Here is a 25922-nt window from a genome sequence, read left to right on the forward strand (position 1 = left end):
CGCGACGACGGCCGGCCTCGCCGGCGACGTCGTCGCCACCCCTACCTGATCCGCCCTGGGGAGGGAGGGGAACGGGGAGGCCGACCATGTCGGCCTCCCCGTTCTCAATGGCTCCCGCTCATGCTCGGGGCGACGCGCCGGCCCCTCAGAGCGTGAAACGCCCCACCAGCGAGCGCAGCTCGGTGGCGATGTCGGTCAACTCGGTGGCCGACTGCAGCGTGCGGTGGGTGCCCTGCTGGGTGTCCGCCGCGGCGTTGGCCACCTGGGTGACGTCCTCCGCGATGCCGCCGGCTCCGGCGGCCGCCTCGGTCACGGAGCGCGCGATCTCGTTGGTGGTGGCGGTCTGCTCCTCGACCGCCGAGGCGATCGAGGCCTGGATGTCGTTGATCCGGGCGATCACCTCGGTGATCCGGCTGATCGCAGCGACGGCACCCTGGGTGTCGTTCTGGATCGCCTCGATCTTGTGGGAGATGTCCTCGGTCGCCTTCGCGGTCTCCTTGGCCAGCTCCTTGACCTCACCGGCCACCACCGCGAACCCCTTGCCGGCATCGCCGGCCCGAGCGGCCTCGATGGTGGCGTTGAGCGCCAGGAGGTTGGTCTGCTGGGCGATGGAGGTGATCACCTTGATCACCTGCCCGATCTCGGCGCTCGACTCGCCCAGCGAGGCCACCGTCGTCTGCGCCCCTCCGGCGACGGTGACGGCGTCGGTGGCGACCGTCGCCGCCTCGGTCGCGCTCTTGGCGATCTCTCGGATGCTGGCCGTCATCTCCTCGGCGGCCGTGGCGACCGTCTGGATCGAGGCCGACACCTGCACCGAGGCACCCGAGGCAGACGCGGCCCGGTCCGAGGTGAGCGCGGCCCCCTCCCCCATCCCCTGGGCGAGCACCGTCAGCTGCTCGGCGGAGACGCCGATGCTGTCCGCCGTGCCGCCGATGTTGGTGAGGCTCACGCGGAACTGGGCGATCAGATCGTCCAGCGCCCGGGACACCTGGGCGACGGCATCGTCGCCGTCGGCCTGCAGCTGCCGGGTGAGATCACCCTCGGCCGCCGCGCGCACGGTGTCGAGGATGCGCTGCACGCCGGCGGCGGTCTCCTCGGCCTGCGCCCTGTCGCTCGCGTCCCGCGCCAGCGCCTCCAGCCGCTGGGAGACCATCCGGCCGACGTTGCGCAGGGCCTCCAGGCGCTGCGGGCTCGGGTCGAGGGTCTCGGTGGCGAAGAAGTCCATCGTGCCGACCACGCGACCCTCGACCATGATCGGGAAGCACACCCCGGACCTGACACCGACCTTCTGGGCGACCGGTGCGCGCACGCAGTCGGTCATCTCCCCGATGTCGCGGGTGAAGTACAGGTCACGCTGCGCCCAGGCCCGGCCCGAGAGGCCCACCCCCTCCGCGAAGGTCGTGGCGAGCGTCACCTGGCGGAACTCGGGCCCGGCGTCACCGGACTCCAGGCTGAAGTGGAGCAGTTGGTCCTCCTCCACGGTCCAGTAGGACCCGTAGGCCCAACCGAACGCGGACCGGACCGTGTCGAGCGCGACCCGGACGGCCTCCTGCGCACTGCTCACGCTCTGCAGCGAGACCAGCACCTTGTTGACCGCGGCGGTGTCCTCCGCGGCCTCGGCGGTCACCCGCTCGGCGCGGATCCTGTCCGTGACGACGTCCCACGTCGCCATCGCGCCGACGTAGGCGCCCTCGTGGTCGTGGATCGCGCTCACGAGCAGGTCGAGCGTCTCCGGACCGACCTCGATGTGGGCGTGCCTGGGCAGCCGGCGCTCGTCCGCCAGGATCCCGCGCTGGTGGCCCGGGTCCCGGTGGAAGACGTCGAGGCTCGAGCCGACCACCTGGTCGGCGCGCACCGGCAGGTGGGCCTCGAGCGCGCGCAGCGTGTCCAGCGAGGCCGGATTCACGTACTGGATGACGAGGTCGCGATCGGCGAACATCATGTTCGTCGGGCTGTTCTCCACCATCGACTGGAGCATGGAGCTGTGCGCCTCGAGCGCGAGCCGCTCGGTGATGCTCTCGACGGTGGCGATCGCACCGATCCGCTCGCCGCGCTCGCCGTACAGGGCCTCGACGGTGAACTCGACCGTCTCAGGGCCGGCCATCTGCGTGGTGACGAGCGGGAGGGCGCCCCAGTGATCACCGGGGCTCGCCGCCTCCAAGGTGTTGCCGAGGCAAATGTTGAGCGGCATGCCCACCACCGATTCGGGTGCGAAGGGCAGCTGTTCGCGGAGCTTCTCGAGCGCGGCTCGGGTCTGCGGGTTGATGTAGCGGACGATCAGATCGGCGTCGGCGACCAGGAGCTGGCTCCTGACGCCGTCCAGGACGTGGCGGAAGCCCTCCACGTCGAAGGTGGTGCGTGGTGGACTACCGGCTGCCGTGCTTTCCGGACCCGGCTTCCTGAGTAGTGCGGTCATGGATTCCCCCTGTGTTTTCTGCTCCCGCGAAGATGTCCACCGCCCGGTCCGCGTCGAGGACCAGGAGGATCGCATCCGTCATCGGCCGGACGCCGAGCACGACGTCCTGGACCGTCGCGGGCATGGTTGACGGCACGGTCTCCAACTCGAGGCCGGCCGTGTCGATCACGTCGCCGATGTCATCGACGAGGAGGCTGACGACCTCCCCGCGACTGCGCACGATGACGTTCATGGGCAGTTCGCCCTCCGGCCGGGGCGGGAGCCCCAGCCGGACCCTGAGGTCGACGGCGGTCACGATCTGACCGCGCAGGTTGATCAGGCCGCGGACGGCCTCGTTGGCACGCGGCACCGGTGTCATCGGCTGGTGCCGGAGAACCTCCTGCACCTCGTTGACCGAGACTCCGAAGAAGTGCCCGGCGACCCAGAACGTGCAGTACTGATCCACGACTGTCGCCGTGGCGGCGGCGTTGCTCATGCGCTGACTCCTGTCCGGGCCACCACGGCCTCGAGGTCCACCAGGTCGGTGACGTGCTCCTGGACGACGGCGGAGCCCGTGACGCCGTACCGGCGCCCGACCTCGCTGAGGACGACCGCCGTCTCGACGACGTCGAGGACCCGGTCGATGACGATGCCCACCGAGCGGTCGGCCAGCTCGTGGACGACGACCGAGACCTGCTCGGTGCGGTCCGAGGTGTCCATCAGCCCGATCGCGGGCGCGAGCCGGACCAGCGGCAGCAGGCCGTCGCGGTACTGCACGACCTCGTTGCCTCCGGTGCGCTCGACCCGGTCGCGGGGGAACTCCTCGAGCCGGGCGACGGCGGCCAGCGGGAGGGCGGCACGGCGGCCGTCCGCTACCTCGAGCACGAGCAGCGCCGTGCGCTCCTCCTCGTCCACGGCTGCGGCACGGGTGGCCAACAGCTCCTGCTCGACGGCGCCGACGCCCTGCTCCTGCGCCATCCCGGGGACGTCGAGGATCAGGGCGACGCGACCGTCGCCCATGATGGTCGCGCCGGCGTACATCGCCAGGCCCTTGAGCTGACGGCCGATCGGCTTGACCACGATCTCCTGGGTGTCGTGCACCTCGTTGACGCACAGCCCGAAGCGGACGTCGTCGGCCTGCACCACGACGACGGTGAGGTGGTCGCGCTGCTCGATGGTGTCGCCCAGTGCCTCGGCGAGGTTGACCAGCGGCAAGAGCCGACCGCGCAGGCGCAGCACGGGCGATCCGGCCAGGTCCTCGACCTGCCGGTCGAGGTCCTCGCCCTCGATCCGGACCAGCTCGACCAGGTTCGCCTGCGGGATCGCGTAACGCTCCGTGCCCTCCCCCACGATCAGGGCCGGGATGATCGCCAGCGTCAGCGGGATCCGGATGCGGAAGGTCGAACCCTTGCCGACCTCGCTGGTGAGGTCGACCGAGCCGCCGATGCGCTCGATGTTGGAGCGGACCACGTCCATGCCCACGCCGCGGCCGGAGACGTTGGTGATGGTCTCGGCCGTGGAGAAGCCGGGCCGGAAGATCAGGTTGACGATCTCCTTGGTGTCCATCCGGGCGAGCTGCTCGCGGGAGACCACCCCGCGGTCGAGAGCCACCGCGGCGATCCGGTCGGGGTCGATCCCCTTGCCGTCATCGGCGATCTCGACGACGACCTGGCCGGACTCGTGGAAGGCGCGCAGGGTCAGCTTGCCCGCGCGGGACTTGCCGGCGGCGACGCGCTCCTCGGGGCGCTCGATGCCGTGGTCCATGGAGTTGCGCACCATGTGCGTCAGCGGGTCCTTGACCGCCTCGAGGACCGAGCGGTCCATCTCGGTGTCGTGGCCGTCCATCGACAGCTCGACCTCGCGACCGAGCTGACGGGCCAGGTCACGGACGATGCGCGGCATCTTGGACCAGACCTGGCCGATCGGCTGCATGCGGGTCTTCATGACCGACTCCTGCAGCTCGCTGGCGACCAGATCGAGCCGCTGGCTGGCCCGGATCAGCTCGGGGTCGTCCTGCGACTCGGTGCGCTGCAGGATCTGGTTGCGGGTCAGCACCAGCTCGCCGACGAGCTGGACGAGGTTGTCCAGCAGCTCGACATCGACGCGGACGCTGGAGTCGGCGACCGAGCGGCGCTCGGTGCCGTCCCACGGCTCGCCCGGCTCGGCGACCGGCTGTTCGGTCTGCTCGGCGACGGGCTGAGGTTCGACAACGGGCGCAGGCGGGGCGACCGGCTCCACGGCGACCGGCTCATCGGCGACCGGCTCCACGGCGACCGGCTCCACGGCGACCGGCTCCACGGCCGACGACGCGGCCTCCACGGTCTCCTCGGCCTCGACGGTCTCCGTGGCCTCGGCGGTCTCCTCGGCCACCGCGGCCGGCTCCTCGGCCTCGACCGGCTCCGCGGGCGCGGACTGCTGGCCGCCGTTGGCCAGCAGCAGCTCGATCGCCTCCTGGACCGGCACCACGTCCACGGCGGGGTCCTTGTCGTTGCCGACACGCTCGATCCCGTCGAGGAGCGCACGGACGGTGTCGACCATCCGCAGCAACGCCTCGGCGATCGCATCGTTCATGGCGTACTCGCCGTCACGCAGCTTCGAGAGCAGCGTCTCGCCGACGTGGGTCAGCCGTTCCAGCCGGCCGAACGCCAGGAACCCACTGGTCCCCTTGATGGTGTGGATCGTGCGGAAGATGCTCGACAGCAGCTCCCGGCTCCCCGGGTGCTGCTCCAGCTCCACCAAGTCGCGATCGAGTTGGTCGAGGTTCTCGTGGCTCTCCACGAGGAACTCGGCAATGATCTCGGCATCGTCGTCCATCGACTACCCCTTCCTGCGAGGGGGGAATCGGCGGCCGGGATCACCGCCTGACCAGAACACCGTCCGGATCTCGAAAACAGCCCGCCCGCCGAGGCGGAGGAGGATCAGCGCCGCTTGCGCAGGGCCTCGGCCAGCGACGCGACAGCGTCCTGGCTCGGCGAGGCCGACTCCTGGTTGGTGTCGGCGAGCTCCTGCAGGAGCTCCGCCCGGTGCACGCTCACCGACCGGGGCGCGTCGATGCCCACGCGCACCACGTCGCCACGCACCTCCAGGACGGTGATGGTCACCTCGTCGCCGATGACGACGCTCTCACCCACACGTCGACTCAGCACCAGCATGAGGACACGCTATCGCCTCGACCCACGAGCTCGGACCGGCGCTCAGCTCAGCAGTGGCGCCGCGACCGCCAGGTCGACGTCATCGAGGATGACCTGAGCGGCCCGGTTGCTCCGGGTGTCGACCAGCAGCGGCGCCCGCAGGTTCACCGTCGTGGAGGCCAGATCCGGTCCGGCATGAACGACGAGCAGCACCAGGACGTCGGCGACGTCGGCGATGCCGAGCGCGGCGACGGTCTCATCGGAGACCACCGGCTCGTAGTCGGGGTAGAACGGTGCCGCGGGTACGACGAGGAACTGCAGCCCGTCGTGGTCCAGCGAGCGCAGCGCCCCCAGGACGCCTGACTCGTCGACATGACTCAGCTCGAAGCGCCGGTCCTCGGGGAATCCCGGCATCGGCTCGACCAGCTCGATCACCGGCAGGTCGGTGAAGGACCGCACCTCGTCGTACGTCGCCACGGCCAGCATCATGCCAGGTAGTCCAGGAGGCTCTGCTGGCTCGTCTTCGAGATCGCTGCCAGCGCGGCGTTGTAGGCGGTCGTCTGGGTCTCCAGGTTGATCGTCGCCTCGGCGATGTCGATGTCCTCGACGTTGGACTGCACGGTCTTGAGCGCCAGCGTGTTGTCGCTGGCGACGTTGCTCGCGGCGGTGATCTGGTTCATCCGGGCGCCCTCGTCGGCGGCGGCACCGCTGATCCTGGTCCGCGCGTCCTGCATCGCCTGGATGCCCGCCTGGATGCCGTCCGAGTCCGAGCTGCGCAGCGCGGCGGAGAGCTTGTCCAGGGCGTCGAAGATGCTGGTGCCGTCGGCCGTGGAGCCGAAGACCGACTGACCGTCGGAGTCGACCCTGACGACGGTGTCGGCGCCGACGCGCCGGCTGACCGAGCCACCGTCGCCGACGTACTGGACCTGCTGGACCTGGTTGCCGTCGGCGTCCAGCACCGGGTTGCCGCTCGCGTCCGTCACGCCGACCTGTGCGAACGCGCTGCCGCCGGCGGTGGTGCCGCCGAAGACGGGTCGACCGAGGTACTGGCTGTTGGCGGTCGCCAGCAGCCCCTGCTTGATCTGGTCGATCTCGTCGGCGAGGGCGTTCTCGGCCGTCTGGCCGTTGGTGGCGGTGTTCGCGCCCTGGAGCGCGAGCGTGTACGCCCGGGTGATCTGGGTGTTGGCACCCTGCAGCGCGGAGTCGATCGTCTGCAGCCAGGCCTGACCGTCGTTGGCGTTGCGGGTGAACTGGGCCTGCTGGTCGACGCCGGCGCGTGCCTTGAGCGCCACCGTGGTGTCCGCCGGGCCGTCGGAGGGCCGGCTGAGCTTCTTGCCCGTGGTCATCTGCTCCTGGGCCGACGCCATCCGCGTCGAGGCCTGGCCGAGCTGGGACAGCTCGCGGCCGGTCATCATCCGCTGGGTCACGCGAGTGATCATGATCAGGCTCCGGTGTGGTTGATGAGGGTGTCGAGGATCGAGTCCATCACCGACAGGACGCGGCTGGAGGCCTGGTAGGCACGCTGCGCCTGCATGAGGCTGATGGTCTCCTCGTCGAGACTGACGCCAGCCGTCTGCTCGAGCTGGTCGTTGACCTGGTTGGTCAGCAGGGTCTGGTTGGCGGTCTGGGTGTTGATCGCCGCCGCCGTGGACCCGAGGCCGGAGACCAGGGTCTGGTACTCGCTCTGCACGTTCAGCTGCTTGCCGCCGACGATCAGGGGGCCGCCACTGGGGTCCTTGCCGATCAGGGCCTGGTAGATGGCGTCCGCGTTGTCGGTGTTGTTGTTGCCGCCCGACGTCGCGTTGCCGTTGGCATCGGTGGTCGGCTTGCCGGACACGGCGAGCTTGGTCGGATCCGCGGCCAGTGTGGTGTCGACGGCGATCGAGCCGGCGAAGTCGCCGCTGCCGGCATCGGTGAAGAACACCTCGCCGGAGGCGGCGTTGCCGTTCTGGTCGTAGCCGGCGGCGTACTGCGTGTTGACCACCGAGATCAGGTCCGAGGCGACCTTGTTGAGGTCGGTGCGGTACTTGCTGAGGGTCTGGTTGAGCAGCGTCAGCGACCCGCCGATCTCGCCTCCGGCATCGCCGGGCTGCAGTGTCTGCGGGGTCGTGCTCCCGGCCGGCGTCACGACCACCGACAGCGTGGCCGCCGTGCCGTCGGCGTTGCGGACCAGCGTGCCGCTGCTGGGCAGCGTGGTCGTGGTGGTGGTGGGCGGCGTGGTCGAGTTGTCGGTCTGGGTCTGGTCGACCTCGATCGAGCCGGCGTTGCCGCCCGAGACGAGGGTGGCACCACCGATCGTGACGTTGTACTGGCCCGTGGCGGGGTCGGCGGTGCTGACCGCCCCGAACTTCTGGGCGAGGTCGAGGGCGAGCTGGTCGCGCTGGTCCTGCAGCGCGCCCACGTCGGCGCCGTTGGCCTGGGCGAGGTAGATGCTGTGGTTGAGCTGCGCCATCTGCTGCAGGTCGGCGTTGATGGTGGTGACGTTCTGCGCCACCGCCGCGCCCTGCTCGTCGGCCTCGGAGTCGACCGCCGTGGCCTGGGTCTTGATGGCGGCGGCAAGGGTCTGCCCGGCGGCGATCACCGACTGTCGGGCGGCCGGACCGTCCGGTGCGGTGACCGCGTCCTGCCAGGCGGAGGCGAACGCGGACAGCGCCTTGGCCACCCCCTGGTCACTGGGCTCGTCGACAGCGGCCTCGAGGCGCTCGAGCGAGTTCTGCTGGACGGTCAACGAGGACAGGTTCGCGTTCTCGCTGCGGACACGCTTGGCGAGCAGCAGGTCGGTGAGGCGCTGCACGCTCTGGGTGGTGACGCCATCGCCGTGGCCGGTGTAGCTGGAGTACATCGTGGGGCTGTCGGTGCCGCCGAGCTCTGCCCCGACGGCGCGCCGGCGGACGTAGCCGTCGGTGCTGACGTTGGCGATGTTGCTGTCCGCCACATCGATGTTGACCTGCTGGTACTGCAGGCCGGTCTTGGCGATGTTGAGGCTGCTGAAGGTCCCGGTCATCGTCTTACAGGCTCCGATCCAGGAGGCGTCGCCGCGGGGTGTCCACCACCGCGGTACCGGTCGAGGAGTAGCTGTCGGCGCTGCCGCCGCCCAGGGCGAGCAGGGTCTCGCGGGCCGATCGGTAACCGGCGGTGATGAGGCCGCGGTTGGACTCGGAGAGCTCGGTGATCTCGCGGGTAGCGGTGATGAGCGCCGTCCGGTGGTCGTCGAGGATCACCCGCCAGGGCTCCGGCGCCGCCTCGGCGAGCTCGGCCAGGGTGGGAGCGGCGGCGAGGCCGAGCTCCTCGGCCACCTCGTCGGAGGCGATGGCGCGCAGGACCTCGGTCTCGCGCAGGACCTCGAGCACCTCCTCCACCTCCTTGGTGGAGTGGGCGAGCCAGCGCGTCCGCCCGCTGGCCAGCACGAGCTGCTCCAGCTCCAGCTTGTAGGCCAGCCGCTCCAACAGCTCGCGCTCACGCCAGAGGATCAGCGACAGCTTCTCCACGGGTCCACCTCTCAGGCTTCGGGTCGGGCGCAGCATCCTGCGCCCACACTGTGGATCCCATCGCCCCGAAGGAAGCGTTCCTGAGCCGTTTGAGGCCACCGGCGGAAACTCACAGATCGGAGCGCAAACCATCCCTGCGTAGTCGGCGAACGAGCACGGAGTAGTTGGCACGGACTAGGCCCACCCGGGACCGAGGTCCTGATTTCAACAGCGACGAGTGCTTACCCGCCGGTTCGCCTCGCTTTGTTGGTCAGTTGACAGGCAATCTTCGTTCTCGTGACCGAGCAAGCAGGCGACCCCCGCGCCGACGAACTCATCACCAGCCACATGCCGCTGGTGGGACACATCGTCCGAGAGACGATGGGCCGGGTGCCATCCCACGTGAGCCGTGACGACCTGACCTCCGCAGGCCTCACCGCTCTTGTCCAGGCTGCGCAGGCGTACGACGCTGAGCGCGGCGTCCCCTTCGAGCGCTACGCGGCGACCCGCATCCGCGGTGCGATCCTCGACGAGCTGCGCAGCGTCGACTGGGCCTCGCGGTCGGTACGCCGCCGCGCTCGTGACCTCGAGGAGACCCGCACCCGCCTGGCGGGCGCTCTCGGCCGCACCCCCACCGTGGCCGAGGTCGCCACCGCCTCGGGGCTCAGCGTCGAGGAGGTGACCGCCAACGACGAGGACGTCTCCCGCGCCCAGGTGCTCTCCCTGCAGGGTTCGACGACCGCGTCGCTGGACGAGCTGGTCCCCACCCGCGCTCCCAGCCCGGAGCAGCTGCTGGAGCACCAGGAGCGGCTGACGTACCTCATGGAGGCGATCACCGAGCTTCCCGAGCGACTGCGCACCGTGGTTCAGGACTACTTCTTCGCCGAGCGGCCGATGGCCGACATCGCGGCCGACCTGGGCGTCACCGACTCCCGGATCTCGCAGATGCGCGCCGAGGCGTTGGTGCTGCTGCGCGACGCACTGAACAGTGCGCTCGACCCCGCGCTCGTCAAGCCGTCCAGCAAGCCGAACGGCTGCGCCTCGCGCCGCCGCGAGGCCTACTTCGCCGCCGTGGCCGCTCGCCACGCCGACGGCTCCCGGCGTGCGCCGGCGACGCCCGCACTCGACGCGGCCGGCTGATCCTCCCGGCGCGTTCGACAGATCCCACCTGGGCGAGGCCCGGTGCTCCCGCTCGGTCGGGGCACCGGGCTTCGTCGCGTTGGCGGACCGCGTCGCCGGGCGTCCCCCAGCAGCCTTCGCGCCGTCGTGCCGTACCTTCGGGCGGGTCCGGCGACGGGCCGCGCAAGCCGTCGCGAAAAATTCCCCTGACGCGGCTAAGGCGCTCCCTGCGAGCGCCGATGGGAGTGCTCGCAAGGCCCACGGACGGGCCATGACCCCAAGGCTTGAATCCAGGAAGGAATCACCATGAGCCTCCGCATTAACACCAACGTTGACGCGCTGACCGCGTACCGCAACCTCAGCTCGACGCAGAACTCGATGTCCTCGTCGATCGAGCGCCTGTCCTCGGGCCTGCGGATCAACAAGGCCGCCGACGACGCCGCCGGCCTCGCGATCAGCCAGGGCCTCACCGCCCAGATCAACGGCATCGGCCAGGCCGTCCGCAACGCTCAGGACGGCATCAACGTCGTCCAGACCGCTGACGGCGCCCTGACCGAGGTCCAGTCGATCCTGCAGCGCGCTCGCACCCTGGTCGTCCAGGGCGCGAACGACTCGAACGACTCCGTCGCCAAGGCCGCGATCACCACCGAGCTCAAGCAGCTCTCCTCCGAGCTCGACCGGATCTCGAACACCACCGAGTTCAACGGCAAGAAGCTCCTCGACGGCAACGCGGACCTGCACTTCCAGGTCGGCGCCAACTCGGAGTCGGCCAACGCGGGCAACCAGATCGAGGTCAGCATCTCGACCAAGCTCGGTGGCACCGACCTGCTCGGCTCCGCCGGCTCCCTGACCAGCAGCGCAGCCTCCAAGACCTGGTCGGACGCCCTGGACGACCTGGACACCGCTCTGCAGTCCGTCTCCACCCTGCGCGCCAACCTGGGTGCTCTGCAGAACCGCTTCCAGCACACCATCAACAACCTGTCGGTCACCCAGACCAACCTGCAGGCGTCCAACAGCTCCATCCAGGACACCGACATGGCGGCCGAGATGAGCAACTACACACGTACACAGATCCTCTCGCAGGCTGGTACGTCGATGCTCAAGCAGGCCAACTCGGCCGCGCAGAGCGTCCTCTCGCTGCTCCAGTGAGCGAGGGCCTGAGCGATCAGGCCGCGTAGAAGCAACGCAACACCCGCAACGGCGCCGGTGAGGCCTCCGGCCACACCGGCGCCGTTCGGTTTCGACAGCCCCACCCGGAGGATCACCTCATGACCAGCTCGATCCAGTTCAGCGGCATCGCCAGCGGCCTCGACACGGCCAGCATCATCAGCCAGCTGATGTCGATCGAGTCCCAGCCGCAGACGACGCTGAAGAACACCGTCACGGCCGAGACCTCGCAGGTCACCGAGCTGCGCAGCATCAACACCTCCCTGCAGAACCTCATCACCAGCGCGTCGAGCTTCGCCGGGGGCAGCACCTGGACCCAGATCAACGCGACGTCCTCCAACGCGGCCATCACCGCCGCGGCGACCGCCGGCGCCAACACCGGGAGCTTCCAGGTCACCGCGCTGCAGAGCGCGACGGCCGCGGAGAACGACTACGGCAGCGTCGCCACCGCCACGAGCGCGGTCATCGTCACCCCGACCGGGGATGCGACCAAGGACGTCCTCAAGCTCACCCTGCCGGACGGCACCGCCGCCCAGGTGAGCATCGGCGACGGCAAGCTCTCCACCATCGTGGCGAACCTCAACGCGCTCAAGGACGCGAACGGCAACCGGCTGATCAACGCCAGCGCCGTCAACGACGGCTCGGGCAGCTACAGCCTGATGGTGACCTCGGCCTCGACCGGCGCGGGCAACATCGCCATCACCGACGGCACCACCGGCACCGACTTCCTGGGCGGTCCCACCGAGCAGTACGCCGGCAAGAACGCGCAGATCAAGCTCGGCAGCAGCTCGACGGTCATCAACTCGCGGACCAACACGTTCACCAACGTGCTCAACGGGGTGACGCTGACCGTCGCCGCCGGCGTGACCTCCGACAAGCCGCAGACGAGCCAGGTCGCCCTGAGCGACAACGGCTCCTCGCGCGCGACGGCGATCTCGGCCTTCGTCTCCCAGATCAACACGATCCTCACCAAGATCGCCGCCGACACCACCTACGGCACCTACAACACCACCAACGCGTCCTTCTCGGGTGGAGGTGTGCTCGCCGGCGACTCGACGCTGCGCTCGGTGGCCACGGCGCTCACCAACACCATCTTCGGCTCCGACAACGTCGCCCTGGGCAACATGGGCATCTCGATCGACAACGACGGCCAGATCACCTTCGACCAGGACACCTTCACCACCGCCTACCAGAAGGATCCCCAGGCCGTCGCGGACGCCTTCACGGGCAAGAACGGCTTCGTATCACGGGTGATGGATGCGGCGGCGGCCGCCAGCGCACCTGCCTACGGTCAGGTGGTGGGCACCGGTGGCGACACCAAGACCTACAAGGCCGAGGGCAGCCTGTCGATGCTCATCGACTCCCTGAACGCCCAGATCAAGCAGCAGAACGACGAGATCGCGCAATGGGATGTGCGGCTCGCGCAGAAGAGGCAGAACCTCGAGACGACGTACACGAACCTCGAGACGGCGATGTCCAACATGACCTCCCAGTCCAACTGGCTGACCTCGCAGATCGCCGGTCTGGACAGCCTCACCAGCGGCAACTGATCGGATTCACGCCATGACGAGCATGCAGAGCAACGCCCGCTCCGCCTACACCCAGAACGCCGTGGGCACGGCGAGCCCGAGCACCCTGCTGGTGATGCTCTTCGACCGGTTGGTGCTGGACTGCGAGCGCGGGCTGCGCGCCACCATGGCCCGCGACAACCTCGAGGCGAACAAGCAGTACGTCCACGCCCAGTCGATCGTCTCGCACCTGCAGGGCTCGCTGGATCCGGAGGGGTGGAGCGGCGGACGCGAGCTGATGGCGCTCTACGCCTACCTGCAGCGCCGCCTGATCCAGGCGAACGTCCGGCACGACGTCAAGGTGGGCCGTGAGGTCGTCGCGTTGACCCGGCACCTGCGCGACACCTGGAAGCGAGCGGCCCAGCTCGTCGACCAGGGCGCCTCATGAGCAGCGCCGCCGCCTGGGAGGCGGCCCTGGACGCTCTGGAGGCCGACCTGGCCGCTGCCGAGGAGCTCGCCGACACCGGCACAGGTGCCGCGTTGAGCGACTGGAGCGCGCCGCATCTGGACCCGCTCCCGCCCGAGCTCGGCGAGCGTGCCATCGCGCTGGCCGAGCGCCAGCAGCGCCTGCTCGAGCGGCTGCCCGGGCTGATCACCCGCACCCGCCGGCAGCTGGACGTGGCGCGCAAGGTCAGCGGCACCGGGCGCGGTCCGAGCAGCACACGCTCCGCCATCTACATCGACACCACCGCCTGACCCGGCTCGAGGAGAGGACCCGCCATGGCCACCCGCGCCCGCGCCAAGCGCCGCTTCCCGATCTCGGTGGCGATGATCGTGCGCGACGAGGAAGCAGTCCTCGACCGCTGCCTCGCCTCGCTGCAGGGAGTCGTGGACGAGATCGTCGTCATCGACACCGGCTCCACCGACCGCACCGTCGAGATCGCCCGCTCCTACGGGGCCACCGTCGGCCACTTCGAGTGGATCGACGACTTCGGCGCCGCCCGCGCCTACTCCCTCGAACAGACCACCCACCCCTGGCGACTGGTCCTCGACGCCGACGAGTGGATCGTCGACCCCGACGCCGCCCGCGAGCTGTTCGACGACATCGGCCAGCGGCTGCCGAACTTCGCCGGCAGCATCGACATGCTCCAGGCGCGACCGGACGGCACCCTCAACGACGATGTCGTCCCGCAGCCCCTCATCCGGCTGCTGCCCCGCCACGTCACCTACACCGGCCGGGTCCACGAGCAGCCGACCCCCGAGATCCCGGGCAAGCGGCTGAACCTGCTGGTGGGCCACGACGGCTACAGCGACGAGGCGAAGGAGCGCAAGGCCGGTCGCAACGTCGACCTGCTCATCGCGTCGCTGGAGGTCGAGCCCGACAACGCATACCTCTGGTACCAGCTGGCGGCGGAGTTCTTCACCCGGAACATGCCCGATGAGGCGATCACCTACCTGGTGCAGTCCTACAACCTGCTGCACCCGCAGAACCCCGGTCCGGACGCCCCGATCAAGGCCGGCTGGTGGCACCGGGTCTCCACCCGGCTGGTGCTCACGCTGACGCAGCTGGGCCGGCTCGAGGAGGCGGTCCAGGTCGGTGAGATCGAGGCCTTCGCCTGGCCCGATTCCGCCGACTTCTTCTACGCCTTCGGGCTCGCGGTCCGCAAGCTCGCCCTGAGCGTGCGCGAGGCGGAACCGGAGCGCGCCGAGCAGCTGGCCGCGGCCTCGACGGGCCTGTGGACGCAGGCCGTGGAGATGGGTGACCGGCAGGAGTACACCGGCATCTTCGGCACACGCGCCACCGTCCTGGCCGCCCGGCTGCTGGTCACCGACTACGAGAGTCTCGAGCGTCCCGCCGACGCCGAGCGCTACCGCAGGATCGCGAGCGGCGAGCAGCTCGTGGCTGCCGGCGCCTGATGGGGCGGCGCCGCTTCCCGATCTCGGTGGCGATGATCGTGCGCGACGAGGAAGCAGTCCTCGACCGCTGCCTCGCCTCGCTGCAGGGAGTCGTGGACGAGATCGTCGTCATCGACACCGGCTCCACCGACCGCACCGTCGAGATCGCCCGCTCCTACGGGGCCACCGTCGGCCACTTCGAGTGGATCGACGACTTCGGCGCCGCCCGCGCCTACTCCCTCGAACAGACCACCCACCCCTGGCGACTGGTCCTCGACGCCGACGAGTGGATCGTCGACCCCGACGCCGCCCGCGAGCTCCTCGACCGGGTCGGCGCTGCCAGGCCCGACTTCCTCGGCCTCGTCGACATGTTCCAGGCCGACGAGCACGGCCGGCTCGACCGCACGCTCGAGCCGATCGAGCTGGGCCGCCTGCTCCCCCGCCACGTCACCTACACCGGCCGGGTCCACGAGCAGCCGACCCCCGAGATCGCCGCCCAGCGACTCCACCTGCTGCTCGGTCACTCCGGCTACAGCGCCGATGCGCTCGCCGCCAAGGAGGGGCGCAACGTGGCGCTGCTGACCAGCGCCGTGGCGGCCGAGCCCGCCAACGCCTACCTCTGGTACCAGCTGGGTTCGGAGTACTCCGTCCGCGGTCGGTACGAGGAGGCGCTCCCCCACCTGGTGACGGCGTTCAACCTCACCCATCCCGAGTCGTCCGAGGGCGCCGCTCCCCCGCAACGGCCCTGGTGGCACCGGCTCACCCTGCGGCTGATGATCGCGCTGACGGCCCTGGGACGCCACGACGAGTCGACGGCCGTGGGTGAGCTGGAGGCCGGGCGCTGGAGCGCCTCCGCCGACTTCCAGGTCGTCTACGGTCAGGCCCTGCGTGCCCTGGCGGTCAGCCTGCCGCCGGAGCACGGCGGTGTCGCCGAGCAGCTGGTGCTGGCCTCGCTCGACCTGTGGCGCCGGGCCGTGGAGCTCGGCGACCGGGCCGAGTACGCCGGCGTCCTGGCGCAGCGGGCGAGCGTGACGGCGGCACTGCTGGCCGCCGACGACTACGAGACGCTCGGCCGCGCCGACGAGGCGCAGCGCTACCGCTCCCTCGCCTCGGCCTGACGGGCCCGGAGCGGCCTGTCACGGCACGCGCGTTCAGCCGATCGGGACGATGATCTCCTCCCACCCGGGCAGGGCGAAGAAGTCGGCGACCTTGTGTGAGGTCGTGCTGAAGTAGGCGTCCGGGTAGACGGCGATCTTGCGGGCCGCGGCCGTGTGGACGAGGTCGCACAGGCCGCTGCGCAGGCCGACGAACGTGCCGGCGTGCTCCACCGCCGCCACCATCTGCGCCAGCGGCACCCGCAGCGGCCTGGTCCCGGGCAGCGGCTCCTCGGCCCCGGCGACGTTGGTGTAGACCTCCCGGCCCTGCGCCTGGTGGGTCGCGACGATGCCGTCCCAGAAGCTCCTCGGCGGCGCGATCACGCTCTTGGCGTACGGCGCCACGATCACCGACCGCCCCTGCCGCAGGCCGGCGGTGTTGTCGAACTCCTCCAGGTAGGCCGGCACCGCGGGCCGGACCGAGGCTTCGAGCCCGTAGACCACCGAGCGGTAGTAGTCGAAGAGGGTCAGCGACTCGCCCTGGAAGATGAGCGGCGAGCCGGAGCGGTCGGGCGTGAAGCCGATCGTGTACCGGTCGTCGCCGTCGAGCAGCACCGCCCGGATGAGGTCGTCCATCTCCTGCGGGGTCAGCACGGCGGCGACGTCCACGCCGGCGGTGCGCACCACCTGCTCCGAGCCCCTGCCCGCGACCACCGCCGCAGCCTGACCGATCCGGTTCTCGGCGCAGAAGGCGGGCAGGTAGGACATCAGCCAGTAGACGTCGCCGAGCCCGTCGAAGGGGCAGAGCACCAGGTGGTGCTTGGCGAACCGGGTGCGGATGTCGCGCAGGAGCGAGGCGCCGTAGCTGGCCCGGGCCTTGACGACGTGCTCCTCCTCGGTCGAGGGCAGCGAGACCTGCGCCTCCCTGCCGAGGATGCGGACGATCTCGCCCTCGAAGCCGAGCGCGCGCAGCTGGTCGCGCATCACGCCGAAGTGCGGCGAGGAGATGAGCACGACCGTCCGTCCCCCGGTCAGGGTAGTGATCAGCTCCGGCCCGAAGACCGGCACGCCGTCGAAGGAACTGCCCTGCTTCATCGGGTTGTTGTCCAGGTAGGCGCTGACCTCGATCCCTGCCTCGCCGAGCCGGTGCTGGATGGCCGCTGTCGCGTTCGAGTGGCCGAAGAGCAGGACGGTCGCTGCGTCGAGCAGGTGGATCCGGATGAGCCGGTCGACGGCTTCCTGGGTCGTCATGACCTCAGCCCTGCCAGGGTCCGATGCCCTGCTTGAGCAGCAGCCAGCGCACGTAGCTGGCGATCGCCAGGCCGGCCGTGCCGTCCGCGTGCACGGTGTTCTCGGTGAAGATCTGCCGGCGACGCTCGGATGCCGCCAGCGCCCGCTCGTCGGTGTCGTTCTCGGGATCGGTGACGAAGTCGAGGAAGTCGACGAGGTCGGCCCCCGCGGTCTCGAAGAACGCGGCGTCCTTCGGACCGTGCAGGGTGTGCGGCGGCGGCAGGAACGCCGCCCGGGCCGCGCGCGACCGGTCCGCGCTGCCGGTGGAGGCCAGCCGCTGCTCGCTGGGAGTGGTCGCCGCGTCGGCCACCAGCATCGGCTTGCCGGTGGCGGTGTACATCGCGATCAGGCTCGACCAGTCGCCGTAGTAGGCGTCGCTCCACGCGATCGCACGGTGCACGTCGGGCGTGTCGTCGTACAGCCCGCGGACGTGGCGCTCGAAGACCGCCTGGACCTCGGCGTACATCTCCCGCAACGCCGGCCGCATGCTCTGCAGGGTCGCCTCGGTGAGCGGGTGCGGACGCCACCAGACGAAGACGTCGTCGCGTCCGCTGAACGCGATCATGGTGGTGAGCAGCTTGCGCACCCAGTCGCGATTCCCGGCGTACAGGCCGCTGAGGGTGGTGTTGAGCAGGATGACCTTGCGCTCACCGATCTCGGCGACCAGCTCCGCCGGCACCGCCTCGGTGTCGCGGGTGGCCTCCAGGACCTTGTCGTACTTGGGCGAGCCGAGGGCGACGAACTTGTCCTCCACGTTCCCGAACCGGTTGCCGTACTCCTTGGCGAAGGCGTTCCGGTACAGGTCGCGGACCCGGGCGGACTGCAGCACGACGAGGTCGGCGTACGCCGAGCCGGCCTGCAGGAAGAAGTGCTCGGCCAGCTCGTCGACGGCGACGAAGTAGGGCACGTAGACGAGCAGGCCGCTCAGCTTCTTCAGCCGCTCGCAGTAGAAGTCCTCGTGCACCCGGGTGACCCGGTTGTTGCCGTCGTAGGGCGCGAAGGTGAAGACCACGTCGGGACGGCTCTTGGCGAGGTCGAGCTCGCGCCAGTCGGTGCACTCGATCCAGTCCGGGTAGGTCTCGGGCCCGTCGAACCGCATCTCGCCCACCGAGCCGTCGGGCTGGAGCTCGTAGTAAGGGATCGGCACCCAGGAGACGTCCGCCTGCGGGTTGCGCTTCATCTCACGGTAGATCGTCTCCAGCGCATCCGACATGCTCGCGCTGTACGTCAGGAAGACGACGGAGAACCGTCGTCCTGTCACCGGCTTCGCCACGGACCTCACCATCGAACGCTATCTCCCCTCGCACCCTGACCGACGACGTCCGGTGACAGGCCGAGACTCTCGGCCAGCCGGGCGATCAGCTCCGCACGCCGGACCTGGAGTCCCGCGGCCGGTCCGGGCGACCGGACGGCGGAGGTCACCAGCTCGTGCACCTGGGCGTCGTGGACGCGCCGGCGGTGCGCCCCGACCAGGTCGAGCCGTGCCTGGACGGCCAGCCGCTCACGCTGCGACGGGTCCTGTGCGAGCCGGTCGATGGCGTCCGCGAGCGCGTCGGCGTCACCCGGCGGGAAGGCCAGACCTGTCACCCCGTCACGCATGTACTCGGCGGGACCGGCAGCGTCGGCATAGATGATCGGTACGTCGAAGGCGGCCGCCTCGAAGGCCACCCGGCCGAAGGCCTCCGCCCGCGAGGCGACGACCACGGCGTCCAGGCTGGTGAACATCCGCAGCCTGCTCGGCTCGAGCCCGGCGAAGTCCACCAGGGCGCTCACGCCGTACGCACGGGCGGCTTCCTCCAGGGTGCGCCGGTAGGCGGGCGAGCCCTGGCCGTACAGCACCACCCGGGCCGCGGCGCCCCGGTCGCGCAGCAGCGCCACGGCCTCGATCACGCTCAGCTGGCCCTTGCCCGGCTGCAGACTCGCCAGGACGCCGACGGTGAACACGCCCGGAACCCGCTCGGCCCAGCTCGTCCGCACCGCGTGCGGGCCGGGTACCGACGGGGCGGGGTAGACCACCGTGGCCCGCTCGCTGTCGTCGGGGAAGAAGTAGTCGCGCACACCCTCGGCGTTGGCGGCCACCCGCGCGGACAGCTCCGCGACCCTCGCCCCGACCTCCGCCGGTGTGCCGGGCAGCCGGTAGCCGAGGTCGAGGTCACCGAACTCGCGCAGGTACCAGACGTGCGGGATGCCCACCGCAGCGGCCGCCAGGGCCCCTTGCGGGGTGAGGGCGCACTGGGTGAGCACGACGTCGGGGCGCCGCCTGCGCAGCTCCTGGACGAGGACGGCCTGCGGTGCGCCGAGGTCGTCCAGACGCGGCGCGTGCGGCGGGATCTCTCCCTCCTCGGGACGGTGGTACCACCAGGGCAGCGGACCGACGAGGGTCACCGAGCCGCCAGCGCTGTTCACCAGTGCACCGAGCCCCTCGTCGGAGGGGAAGAGGGAGTCCACCATGTGTCCCTGACGGACCAGGCTCTCCACCATCTCGACGTGGGAGCGCTGGCCGCCCATCACGCCGCCCCAGTGCGTGACGATCGAGATCGTGCACGCCTCGGCCTTCCGCACGCCGTAGAGCAGGCCGACGGCACGCTCCGGCGACGCGACCTGCTCCCAGCGGTAGGAGTCGCTGTCGACGGCGTAGAGCCGGAAGTGCCGACGCAGGAGCTCCTCCTGGACCGCCGCGTCGGCCTCCTCCCAGAAGATCCTGACGTCGGGGCATCCGTCGAACGCGGTGAGATCGACGTCGAGGGTGCCGCCTCCGTAGACGACGACCTTGTCGACGGCCAGGAGGTCGTCGGCGACGTCGGCCGAGGAGTCCGTCAGGACCCGCACCTGCGGAGCCACGACCTCGCCGAGCCACGGGCGCCACCGGCGTGCCCCGCCAGCCAGGAGGAACGCGTCGGCGTCGCTGCTGGTGGTGGCGAGCAGTCGGGCGAAGTACTCCGGGCGGGGGTGGGCCATCGCCGCGTCCAGCTCACCGAGCGGGAGCGAGAGCGACGCCGAGCCCGACGGCCAGGGCAGTGGCACCCGGCGCGCGGCGCCGTCGGACTGCAGGACCAGCGGCTCCACCGCGACCCTGCCCCCGGTGTGCTCCTCGAAGAAGCGGAACTGGTCGGATCGCAGCTGCGCACGGTCGGGGTTGAAGAGCTCCTCGGGCGCCCTGAAGGACAGGATCCGCACCTCGGGGAAGTCCGCGTACAGCGGCGGCAGGTTGGCCAGGAGAGAGGACTGGAAGCCCATCACGGCAGCGGGTACGGCGCCCAGCTCGATCGGTGCCATCTCGAAGGGGACGGAGAACTCGCGGACCTCGACCTCGGCCCGCAGCACCGACAGCTTGGCCTCCGTCTCCCGTCGGTGCGGGGCGTAGACGACGTGGCTGCCGGGGAACCGCTCCCGAGCGGCGCGGACGAGCTCGAGGGCGACCTGGAGGTCGCGCGCGGGCGACATGTCGCTGCCCGGGACGGTGAAGGGCGATCCGACCACCACGACGAGCCCGGGGTCCACCCGCAGACCGGACAGCCGGGAGCGGAGGAAGGCGTAGTGGTTCTCACTCACCCGATCCTCGGCCGCGAGCCTGAGCGCGGGACCGAGCGCGGTGAACACGTGGATCCCGCGCGGCATCCGGTCGTCCGGCACGGGACCGGTCCAGGCGCGCTCGAGGGATCGCTCCCACGCCGATCCGGGGCCGCGGTCGAGCAACAGCATCGCCATGCCGTCGTCGACGAGGGTGATCTGCTCGGGGGCGAGTCCGAGGACGCGGGCCAGCTGGAAGGCGGCCGGCACCCGGAAGTCGCCGAGGATCAAGCGCTGGACCGGGCGGCCGAGGGCGAGCACCTGCTGGAGCAGTTCGGCGAACATCTCGCCCCACCAGTGCGGGCGGCCGGCACTCCAGCCGTCGGTGCGCCGCACGTGGACGGGCACCTGCGGCAGCTGGGCCAGGACCTCGCGGATCTGGGGAACGGTCTTCTCCGGAGCGACCCCGTCACCGATGAGCACCAGGTCCAGCTCGGTGCCGGTGGCCTCGAGGTACTCCAGCACGTTGAGCGCCTGGATGGGTGAGGCGATCATCGCGACGACCGCCGCCGTGTCCCTCGGCCCGCTGTCGGGTCGCGTGGCGCCGGCGCGCAGCGGCTGAGTCACTTGTCCACCTCGTTCATCGCCCCGTCCTATCGGCCCGCGGCAGGCGCTGCCGAGCCATTCGCCTGATCGAACGCGGCGGCCCACTAGCATGGCCCGGTGGACCAGGAGGCGCGGATCGCTGCATTGGAGGCCAGGCTGGACGGCCTCGCGGCGAGCCTGGAGCGTGCCCAGGACGAGGCGCGGATCCTCAAGCGCATCGTCGCGATGACCTCGACCCGCTGGCTGCGCTGGATCTGGCTGGAGACCGCGGCGCGCGCCCAGGACGAGACGGGCGGCTGGCCCGCATCGACCGCCGAGTGGAACGAGCGGCGTACGGCGTTCTGGACCGATGTAGCGACCCAGGCGGGGGTGGTCGCGGCAGGTGAGGCCAGCGTCAACGACGAGTCGCTGCTCAACGGCAACGTCCGCCTCGGGGAGAACTTCCACACCAACGGCCTGTTCGTGCACGGTGCCGGCGAGGTGGTCATCGGCGACAACTTCCACAGCGGCCCGGAGTGCCTGGTCCTCACCGAGTCGCACAACTACCGGGGCGAGGCCCTGCCCTACGACGCGCAGCGCGTGCTGACGACCGTGACGATCGGCGACAACGTCTGGCTCGGCACGCGGGTCACCGTCCTGCCCGGTGTGACCATCGGCGACGGCGCCATCGTGCAGGCCGGGAGCGTCGTGGTGCGGGACATCCCGAGGCTGGCCATCGCCGGCGGCAACCCGGCCACGCCGTTCGCACGGCGCGACGAGGAGCACTACGAGCGCCTGGTCGCCGAGGGCAGGCACTGGTAGCGGCCGCCCCCTCGTTCGGGCGCCCGGTAGGCGGCGCCGGGTAGGCGGCGCCGGGTAGGCGGCGCCGGGTCAGGCGCTGAGGTCGTTGGTGTCCAGGCGGGGCAGCGTCAGCGGGTGGTCGGTCGAGACGTCGGCGACCGAGGCCTCCACCGTGACCCCCAGCGCGGCTCCGCGCTCGGCGACGACGCCGAGCAGGCTCGCGTCGTACCCGCCGTAGGGGTAGGCCATCACCCAGTCGCTGGTCGGAGCGCCGAGGCCGCCGAGGAAGCCGAGTGCGTCGTCGATCTCGGCTGCCTGCTCCTCGGTGGACAGGGAGTCGAGCCAGGGATGGGAGGAGGTGTGGTTCCCGACGTACATGCCGCTGCGGATCATGGTCCGCAGCTGGTCCTCGCTCACGTAGAGCTCGGCGCAGAAGGCCCGCTCGTCGACGCTGACGAACTCCGCGAACAGGGAGCGGGCCACCTCGCGGCGCAGCCGCTCCGGAAGCGCCCGCTGCAGCATCCGCTTGACGAAGATCGTCTCCGCCGGGTCCCACCGCGACGGTCGGGCGAGCTGGTGCCAGTAGTCGTCGAAGGCCAGCACCCCGTCCTCGCCGCTGTGCTCGGCGACAGCCGATCGCAGTCGGTCCACCAGGACCGACTGGTCCGCGCACGCGGCGAGGATGAACTGGATCCGGTTCACGTCCAGCAGGGCCCCGTCGCGCACCGGTCGGGCGGGCGGGAAGAAGGCGCCGTGCCACCCACGTTCGTGGAGCAGGGGGAACACCGTCGTCCAGTGGTCGAGGTAGCCGTCGTCGAAGGTGAGCCAGGCGGCGTCGGGGGGAAGCTCCGCCTCGCCCCGCGACGCGGCGATGACCTCGGCCGTCGAGACCACGCTGTGGTGCGCCGCGAGCCACCCGAGCTGCCGGCGGAACTCCTCGGTGTCGCGCCCCTTGATCTCCGGGTAGCGCGAGCGGCGCAGGTCGCGCACGTAGTGGTACATGACGATGGTCAGGCTCACCGCGTCTCCTCCTGTCGCGAGCGTGCCAGCGCCTCGACGACGAGGAGGTCGTCGGGCTCGTCGACGTCCAGGCCGGCGAGCGGCGACATCACGAAGCCCTGGCGGCTGTCGTTGAGGCTGGTCTCCCTGGTCAGTCCGGTCACGGCGGCGATGTAGATCGCCCCGTTGACGATCAGGACCTCCGGCAGGTCCTGCCGGCGTCGGGTGGAGTCCTCGTCCAGCAGCCGCGCCAGCGCACCGTCGGGCGACATCGTCCGCATGAAGAGCGGGTGCTGACGCACCGGGCTGACCGAGGCGAGGGACTCCCCGCCGTGCGCTGCGAACTGCTCGATCGCGCCGTCGATGTCACGCGCCGTGCGCAGCGGCGAGGTCGGCTGCAGCAGCACCACGTTGTCCGGCGCCACCTCCAGCGAAGCCACCGCATGGAGCACCGCGTCGATCGTCCGGGCGGTGTCGGAGGCGAGCTCCGCCGGCCGCCGTACGACGTGCGCGCCGTAGCCCGCCGACACCTCGGCGATGGCATCGTCGTCGGTGGAGACCACCACCGCATCGAGGTACGCCGACGCGGCAGCCGCATCCAGGGTGTGGCCGATGAGGGGCCGGCCCAGCAGCGGCGCGAGGTTCTTGCGCGGGATGCCCTTGCTGCCGCCGCGGGCGGGCACCACGGCGACGAAGGTCCGGCCGGCGAACATCAGCGACCGCCGGGCAGGTCGTGGAAGACCTTCTGCTCCGAGACCGCCCAGAAGGCGGGATCCTCGAGCACCTGCAAGAACAGCTCGGTGCTGTTCCCGGCGCCGAAGGGCGAGTCCGGCCGGCGGTCGGAGGCGAGCACCTCGCCGATCGTCGCGAGGATGCTCGCGGCGTCGTGGTCGGCGTGTCCGAGGCCTGGCTCGGGCACGTACCTGCCCTGCTGACGATCCCCGACGTCGACGGCACGCACGCCGTACGCCCCGGCCTCGCGGACCCCGGCGCTGGAGTTGCCCACCACGAACCGGGCGTTCTTGAGCAGGGTGAGGTAGTACTCGAACCGCATCGACGGGATCACCCGGAAACGGGGGTGGTCCCGGAGCCGCTCGAACTCGAGCATGATGAACTCACGGCCCTTGTCGTTGTTCGGCGAGATCACCACGTAGTTCTCCTCGCTGGCGAGCAGCGCGTCGACGAACTCCCGCGCTCGCCACGGCATCTCGGTGAAGGCGGTGGTGACCGGATGGAAGGCGGCGATGGCGTAGGAGTCGAACCCGATCTCGTAGTGCGTCCGCACCGTCTCCAGGCTCGGCAGCCCCGGACCGAGCATCACGTCGATGTCGGGCGAGCCGATGACATGGATGCTGTCGGGGCGCTCGCCCAGCTGGATGATCCGGCGGCGGGCGTCGTCGTTGGCCACCAGGTGGATGTGGGCGAGCTTGGTGACCGCGTGCCGGATCGACTCGTCGATGGTGCCGGACACCTCGCCGCCCTCGACGTGCGCGAGGGTGATGTTGTTCATCACCGCGACGATGGCACCGGCCATCGCCTCGACCCGGTCGCCGTGGACGACGATCAGGTCCGTCCGGGTCTCCTGCAGGTAGTCGCTGAAGCCCTGGATCGTGTTGGCGAGGATGATGTCCATCGGCGGCGACTCACCGCGCTGGTTGATGTACAGGTGGGTGTTGCGGTAGCCGTCCTTGAGGATCTCGCCGTAGGTGTCGCCGTACTGGCGATGCATGTGCATGCCGGTGATGAAGACCTGCGCCTCGAAGAGCGGCGAGTGCTCCAGGGCCAGCATGATCGGCTTCAGCTTGCCGTAGTCGGCCCGGGTCCCGGTCAGGAACGTGACTCGCTTGACCGTGCGGTCAGGCACCGACCATCTCCTCGGTGAGCTGCGTGTCGTCGTCGATGTCGACGGCGGCGACGCGACCCAGGAGGCTGTCGTACTCCTCGGCCCGGAAGGCGCCGGTGCCGGGCCGCTTCACCCACAGGTTCTCCGCGGTGAAGGGCTCGCCGGCTCGGACCGGTCTGATCGTGACGACGGTGGCGAACGCGAAGTCGATGGTGACCTGCTCCTCGGGGGCCGCCTCCTTGGTGCCTCCGCGCATCTCGAAGACCTCGCGGGCACCGGTGATCAGCTCGGCGGTGGCGCGCTCGTCCATCGAGTTCACGATGTCCGGTCCGATCCGGTCCATCCGGTCGGTGAAGTGCCGCTCGAGGACAGCGGCGCCGAGTGCGACCGCCGCGATGCAGGCGTTGTTGTTCGTGGTGTGGTCGGACAGGCCGACGGGGACGCCGGGGAAGGCGTCCCGGAGCTGGGCGAAGGCCCCGAGCCTGACCAGCCGGGGCGGGGTCGGGTAGAGGTTGGTCGTATGCATCAGCGCGAACGGGACCCCCGCGGCGCGGACGATCGCGACCGCCTTGTGCACCGCGGCCAGGTCGTTCATCCCGGTGGAGATCACCATCGGCTTGCCGAACGAGGCGACGTGCGCCAGCAGCGGGTGGTTGTTCAGCTCGCCCGAGCCGATCTTGAACGCAGGTACGTCGAAGCGCCGGAGCCGGTCGGCCGCCGCCCGCGAGAACGGCGTCGAGATGAACTCGATCCCGCGGTCCCGCACGTACTGCATGAGCTCGAACTCGTCGTCCTCGTCGAGCGCGCAGCTCTCGATGATCTCGTAGATGGACCGGTCCGCGTTGCCCGGGACGACCTTGCGCGCGGCCCCGGACATCTCGTCGCTGGGGATGTGGGTCTGGTGCTTGAGCACCTCGACGCCCGCCCGGGCGGCCGCGTCGACCATCTCCTTGGCGACGTCGAGGTCGCCGCCGTGGTTGATCCCGAGCTCGGCGATCACCAGCGGAGGATGGTCGTCGCCGACTAGGCGCTCGCCGATGCGCATCTCGCTCATGGCAGAGGATCCTAGTGCCGATCTGACGCCCGGACAGGCCTTCGGACCATGCTTGAATAGCGC

The 25922-nt window shown here is 70.4% G+C and carries 22 protein-coding genes and 1 pseudogene; 8 read left to right on the forward strand and 15 right to left on the reverse strand.

Annotated elements, in window-relative coordinates; all coding sequences use genetic code 11:
* Positions 1–145: 145 nt before the first annotated feature.
* The 8 genes from P5P86_RS18305 to P5P86_RS18340 form a co-directional block, all read right to left on the reverse strand.
* Complete coding sequence (locus P5P86_RS18305) at positions 146–2344, reverse strand: methyl-accepting chemotaxis protein (protein WP_280611286.1); 2199 nt, start codon at positions 2342–2344, stop codon at positions 146–148.
* Positions 2345–2366: 22 nt separating this feature from the next.
* Entirely contained in the window at positions 2367–2891 is a 525-nt protein-coding gene (locus P5P86_RS18310) for a chemotaxis protein CheW (protein ID WP_280608880.1), read from the reverse strand.
* Positions 2888–5209, reverse strand: coding sequence for a chemotaxis protein CheA (locus tag P5P86_RS18315; RefSeq protein WP_280608881.1), 2322 nt, complete (start codon positions 5207–5209; stop codon positions 2888–2890). Before P5P86_RS18315 ends, P5P86_RS18310 begins: the two co-directional genes overlap by 4 nt.
* 104 nt (positions 5210–5313) lie before the next feature.
* Complete coding sequence (csrA, locus tag P5P86_RS18320) at positions 5314–5547, reverse strand: carbon storage regulator CsrA (protein ID WP_280608882.1); 234 nt, start codon at positions 5545–5547, stop codon at positions 5314–5316.
* A 42-nt stretch (positions 5548–5589) separates the two neighbouring features.
* Entirely contained in the window at positions 5590–6015 is a 426-nt protein-coding gene (fliW, locus tag P5P86_RS18325) for a flagellar assembly protein FliW (RefSeq protein ID WP_280608883.1), read from the reverse strand.
* Positions 6012–6953 (reverse strand): flagellin N-terminal helical domain-containing protein, encoded by a 942-nt coding sequence (locus P5P86_RS18330; RefSeq protein ID WP_280608884.1) that lies wholly within the window; start codon positions 6951–6953, stop codon positions 6012–6014. The genes fliW and P5P86_RS18330 overlap by 4 nt, the downstream gene beginning before the upstream one ends.
* A gap of 14 nt (positions 6954–6967) precedes the next feature.
* Positions 6968–8530: a flagellar hook-associated protein FlgK gene (gene flgK, locus P5P86_RS18335; protein ID WP_280608885.1), complete on the reverse strand. Its 1563-nt coding sequence runs from the start codon at positions 8528–8530 to the stop codon at positions 6968–6970.
* 4 nt (positions 8531–8534) lie between these two features.
* A complete protein-coding gene (locus P5P86_RS18340; protein WP_280608886.1) occupies positions 8535–9014 on the reverse strand; it encodes a flagellar protein FlgN in 480 nt (159 codons plus the stop codon).
* A 276-nt stretch (positions 9015–9290) separates the two neighbouring features.
* Between P5P86_RS18340 and P5P86_RS18345 the strand changes: the two genes are divergently transcribed.
* From P5P86_RS18345 to P5P86_RS18375, 7 genes are all read left to right on the forward strand, one after another.
* A complete protein-coding gene (locus tag P5P86_RS18345) occupies positions 9291–10133 on the forward strand; it encodes a sigma-70 family RNA polymerase sigma factor (protein ID WP_280608887.1) in 843 nt (280 codons plus the stop codon).
* 285 nt (positions 10134–10418) lie between these two features.
* Complete coding sequence (locus tag P5P86_RS18350) at positions 10419–11261, forward strand: flagellin N-terminal helical domain-containing protein (RefSeq protein ID WP_280608888.1); 843 nt, start codon at positions 10419–10421, stop codon at positions 11259–11261.
* A 119-nt stretch (positions 11262–11380) separates the two neighbouring features.
* The gene (gene fliD / locus P5P86_RS18355) at positions 11381–12829 is read left to right on the forward strand and encodes a flagellar filament capping protein FliD (RefSeq protein ID WP_280608889.1); all 1449 of its coding nucleotides are present in this window, start codon (positions 11381–11383) and stop codon (positions 12827–12829) included.
* 13 nt (positions 12830–12842) lie between these two features.
* Positions 12843–13235 carry a flagellar export chaperone FliS gene (gene fliS, locus P5P86_RS18360; protein WP_280608890.1) on the forward strand — a complete coding sequence of 131 codons (393 nt, stop codon included), beginning with the start codon at positions 12843–12845 and terminating at the stop codon, positions 13233–13235.
* The gene (locus P5P86_RS18365; protein ID WP_280608891.1) at positions 13232–13543 is read left to right on the forward strand and encodes a hypothetical protein; all 312 of its coding nucleotides are present in this window, start codon (positions 13232–13234) and stop codon (positions 13541–13543) included. Before fliS ends, P5P86_RS18365 begins: the two co-directional genes overlap by 4 nt.
* Positions 13544–13567: 24 nt before the next feature.
* The gene (locus P5P86_RS18370; RefSeq protein WP_280608892.1) at positions 13568–14704 is read left to right on the forward strand and encodes a glycosyltransferase; all 1137 of its coding nucleotides are present in this window, start codon (positions 13568–13570) and stop codon (positions 14702–14704) included.
* Complete coding sequence (locus P5P86_RS18375) at positions 14704–15801, forward strand: glycosyltransferase family 2 protein (protein WP_280608893.1); 1098 nt, start codon at positions 14704–14706, stop codon at positions 15799–15801. The genes P5P86_RS18370 and P5P86_RS18375 overlap by 1 nt, the downstream gene beginning before the upstream one ends.
* Before the next feature lie 33 nt (positions 15802–15834).
* On the opposite strand, the gene P5P86_RS18380 is transcribed toward P5P86_RS18375, so the two are convergent.
* From P5P86_RS18380 to P5P86_RS18390, 3 genes are read right to left on the reverse strand one after another with little or no spacing between them, the layout of a single operon-like run.
* Positions 15835–17028 (reverse strand): nucleoside-diphosphate sugar epimerase/dehydratase, encoded by a 1194-nt coding sequence (locus tag P5P86_RS18380; RefSeq protein ID WP_280608894.1) that lies wholly within the window; start codon positions 17026–17028, stop codon positions 15835–15837.
* 4 nt (positions 17029–17032) lie between these two features.
* Complete coding sequence (locus P5P86_RS18385) at positions 17033–18349, reverse strand: CDP-glycerol glycerophosphotransferase family protein (RefSeq protein ID WP_280608895.1); 1317 nt, start codon at positions 18347–18349, stop codon at positions 17033–17035.
* Complete coding sequence (locus P5P86_RS18390; RefSeq protein ID WP_280608896.1) at positions 18346–21204, reverse strand: glycosyltransferase; 2859 nt, start codon at positions 21202–21204, stop codon at positions 18346–18348. Before P5P86_RS18390 ends, P5P86_RS18385 begins: the two co-directional genes overlap by 4 nt.
* A 576-nt stretch (positions 21205–21780) precedes the next feature.
* On the opposite strand from P5P86_RS18390, the pseudogene P5P86_RS20130 reads away from it, so the two are divergent.
* Positions 21781–21915: pseudogene (locus P5P86_RS20130) on the forward strand (DapH/DapD/GlmU-related protein); the annotation flags it as partial.
* Between the two features lie 138 nt (positions 21916–22053).
* Here the strand turns inward: P5P86_RS20130 and P5P86_RS18400 are convergent.
* The 4 genes from P5P86_RS18400 to P5P86_RS18415 are packed head-to-tail and all read right to left on the reverse strand — an operon-like array spanning position 22054 to position 25859.
* Entirely contained in the window at positions 22054–22983 is a 930-nt protein-coding gene (locus P5P86_RS18400; protein ID WP_280608898.1) for a polysaccharide deacetylase family protein, read from the reverse strand.
* Entirely contained in the window at positions 22980–23675 is a 696-nt protein-coding gene (locus P5P86_RS18405) for an acylneuraminate cytidylyltransferase family protein (RefSeq protein WP_348537908.1), read from the reverse strand. Before P5P86_RS18405 ends, P5P86_RS18400 begins: the two co-directional genes overlap by 4 nt.
* Positions 23675–24826 carry a UDP-N-acetylglucosamine 2-epimerase gene (gene neuC / locus P5P86_RS18410; protein WP_280608899.1) on the reverse strand — a complete coding sequence of 384 codons (1152 nt, stop codon included), beginning with the start codon at positions 24824–24826 and terminating at the stop codon, positions 23675–23677. Before neuC ends, P5P86_RS18405 begins: the two co-directional genes overlap by 1 nt.
* Positions 24819–25859 (reverse strand): N-acetylneuraminate synthase family protein, encoded by a 1041-nt coding sequence (locus P5P86_RS18415; protein ID WP_280608900.1) that lies wholly within the window; start codon positions 25857–25859, stop codon positions 24819–24821. Before P5P86_RS18415 ends, neuC begins: the two co-directional genes overlap by 8 nt.
* Positions 25860–25922 lie beyond the last annotated feature (63 nt).

Origin of the sequence: Nocardioides sp. BP30, from assembly GCF_029873215.1 — a bacterium.
Classification (GTDB): Bacteria; Actinomycetota; Actinomycetes; order Propionibacteriales; family Nocardioidaceae; genus Nocardioides.

Excerpts from the sequence above, each read along its gene's own strand:
- csrA (WP_280608882.1), bottom strand. The coding sequence starts at position 5,547 with ATGCTGGTGCTGAGTCGACGTGTGGGTGAGAGCGTCGTCATCGGCGAC.
- P5P86_RS18380 (WP_280608894.1), bottom strand. The coding sequence starts at position 17,028 with ATGACGACCCAGGAAGCCGTCGACCGGCTCATCCGGATCCACCTGCTC.
- P5P86_RS18365 (WP_280608891.1), top strand. The coding sequence starts at position 13,232 with ATGAGCAGCGCCGCCGCCTGGGAGGCGGCCCTGGACGCTCTGGAGGCC.
- P5P86_RS18370 (WP_280608892.1), top strand. The coding sequence starts at position 13,568 with ATGGCCACCCGCGCCCGCGCCAAGCGCCGCTTCCCGATCTCGGTGGCG.
- P5P86_RS18310 (WP_280608880.1), bottom strand. The coding sequence starts at position 2,891 with ATGAGCAACGCCGCCGCCACGGCGACAGTCGTGGATCAGTACTGCACG.
- P5P86_RS18315 (WP_280608881.1), bottom strand. The coding sequence starts at position 5,209 with ATGGACGACGATGCCGAGATCATTGCCGAGTTCCTCGTGGAGAGCCAC.
- P5P86_RS18375 (WP_280608893.1), top strand. The coding sequence starts at position 14,704 with ATGGGGCGGCGCCGCTTCCCGATCTCGGTGGCGATGATCGTGCGCGAC.
- P5P86_RS18350 (WP_280608888.1), top strand. The coding sequence starts at position 10,419 with ATGAGCCTCCGCATTAACACCAACGTTGACGCGCTGACCGCGTACCGC.
- fliD (WP_280608889.1), top strand. The coding sequence starts at position 11,381 with ATGACCAGCTCGATCCAGTTCAGCGGCATCGCCAGCGGCCTCGACACG.
- P5P86_RS18415 (WP_280608900.1), bottom strand. The coding sequence starts at position 25,859 with ATGAGCGAGATGCGCATCGGCGAGCGCCTAGTCGGCGACGACCATCCT.
- P5P86_RS18405 (WP_348537908.1), bottom strand. The coding sequence starts at position 23,675 with ATGTTCGCCGGCCGGACCTTCGTCGCCGTGGTGCCCGCCCGCGGCGGC.
- flgK (WP_280608885.1), bottom strand. The coding sequence starts at position 8,530 with ATGACCGGGACCTTCAGCAGCCTCAACATCGCCAAGACCGGCCTGCAG.
- fliS (WP_280608890.1), top strand. The coding sequence starts at position 12,843 with ATGACGAGCATGCAGAGCAACGCCCGCTCCGCCTACACCCAGAACGCC.
- fliW (WP_280608883.1), bottom strand. The coding sequence starts at position 6,015 with ATGATGCTGGCCGTGGCGACGTACGACGAGGTGCGGTCCTTCACCGAC.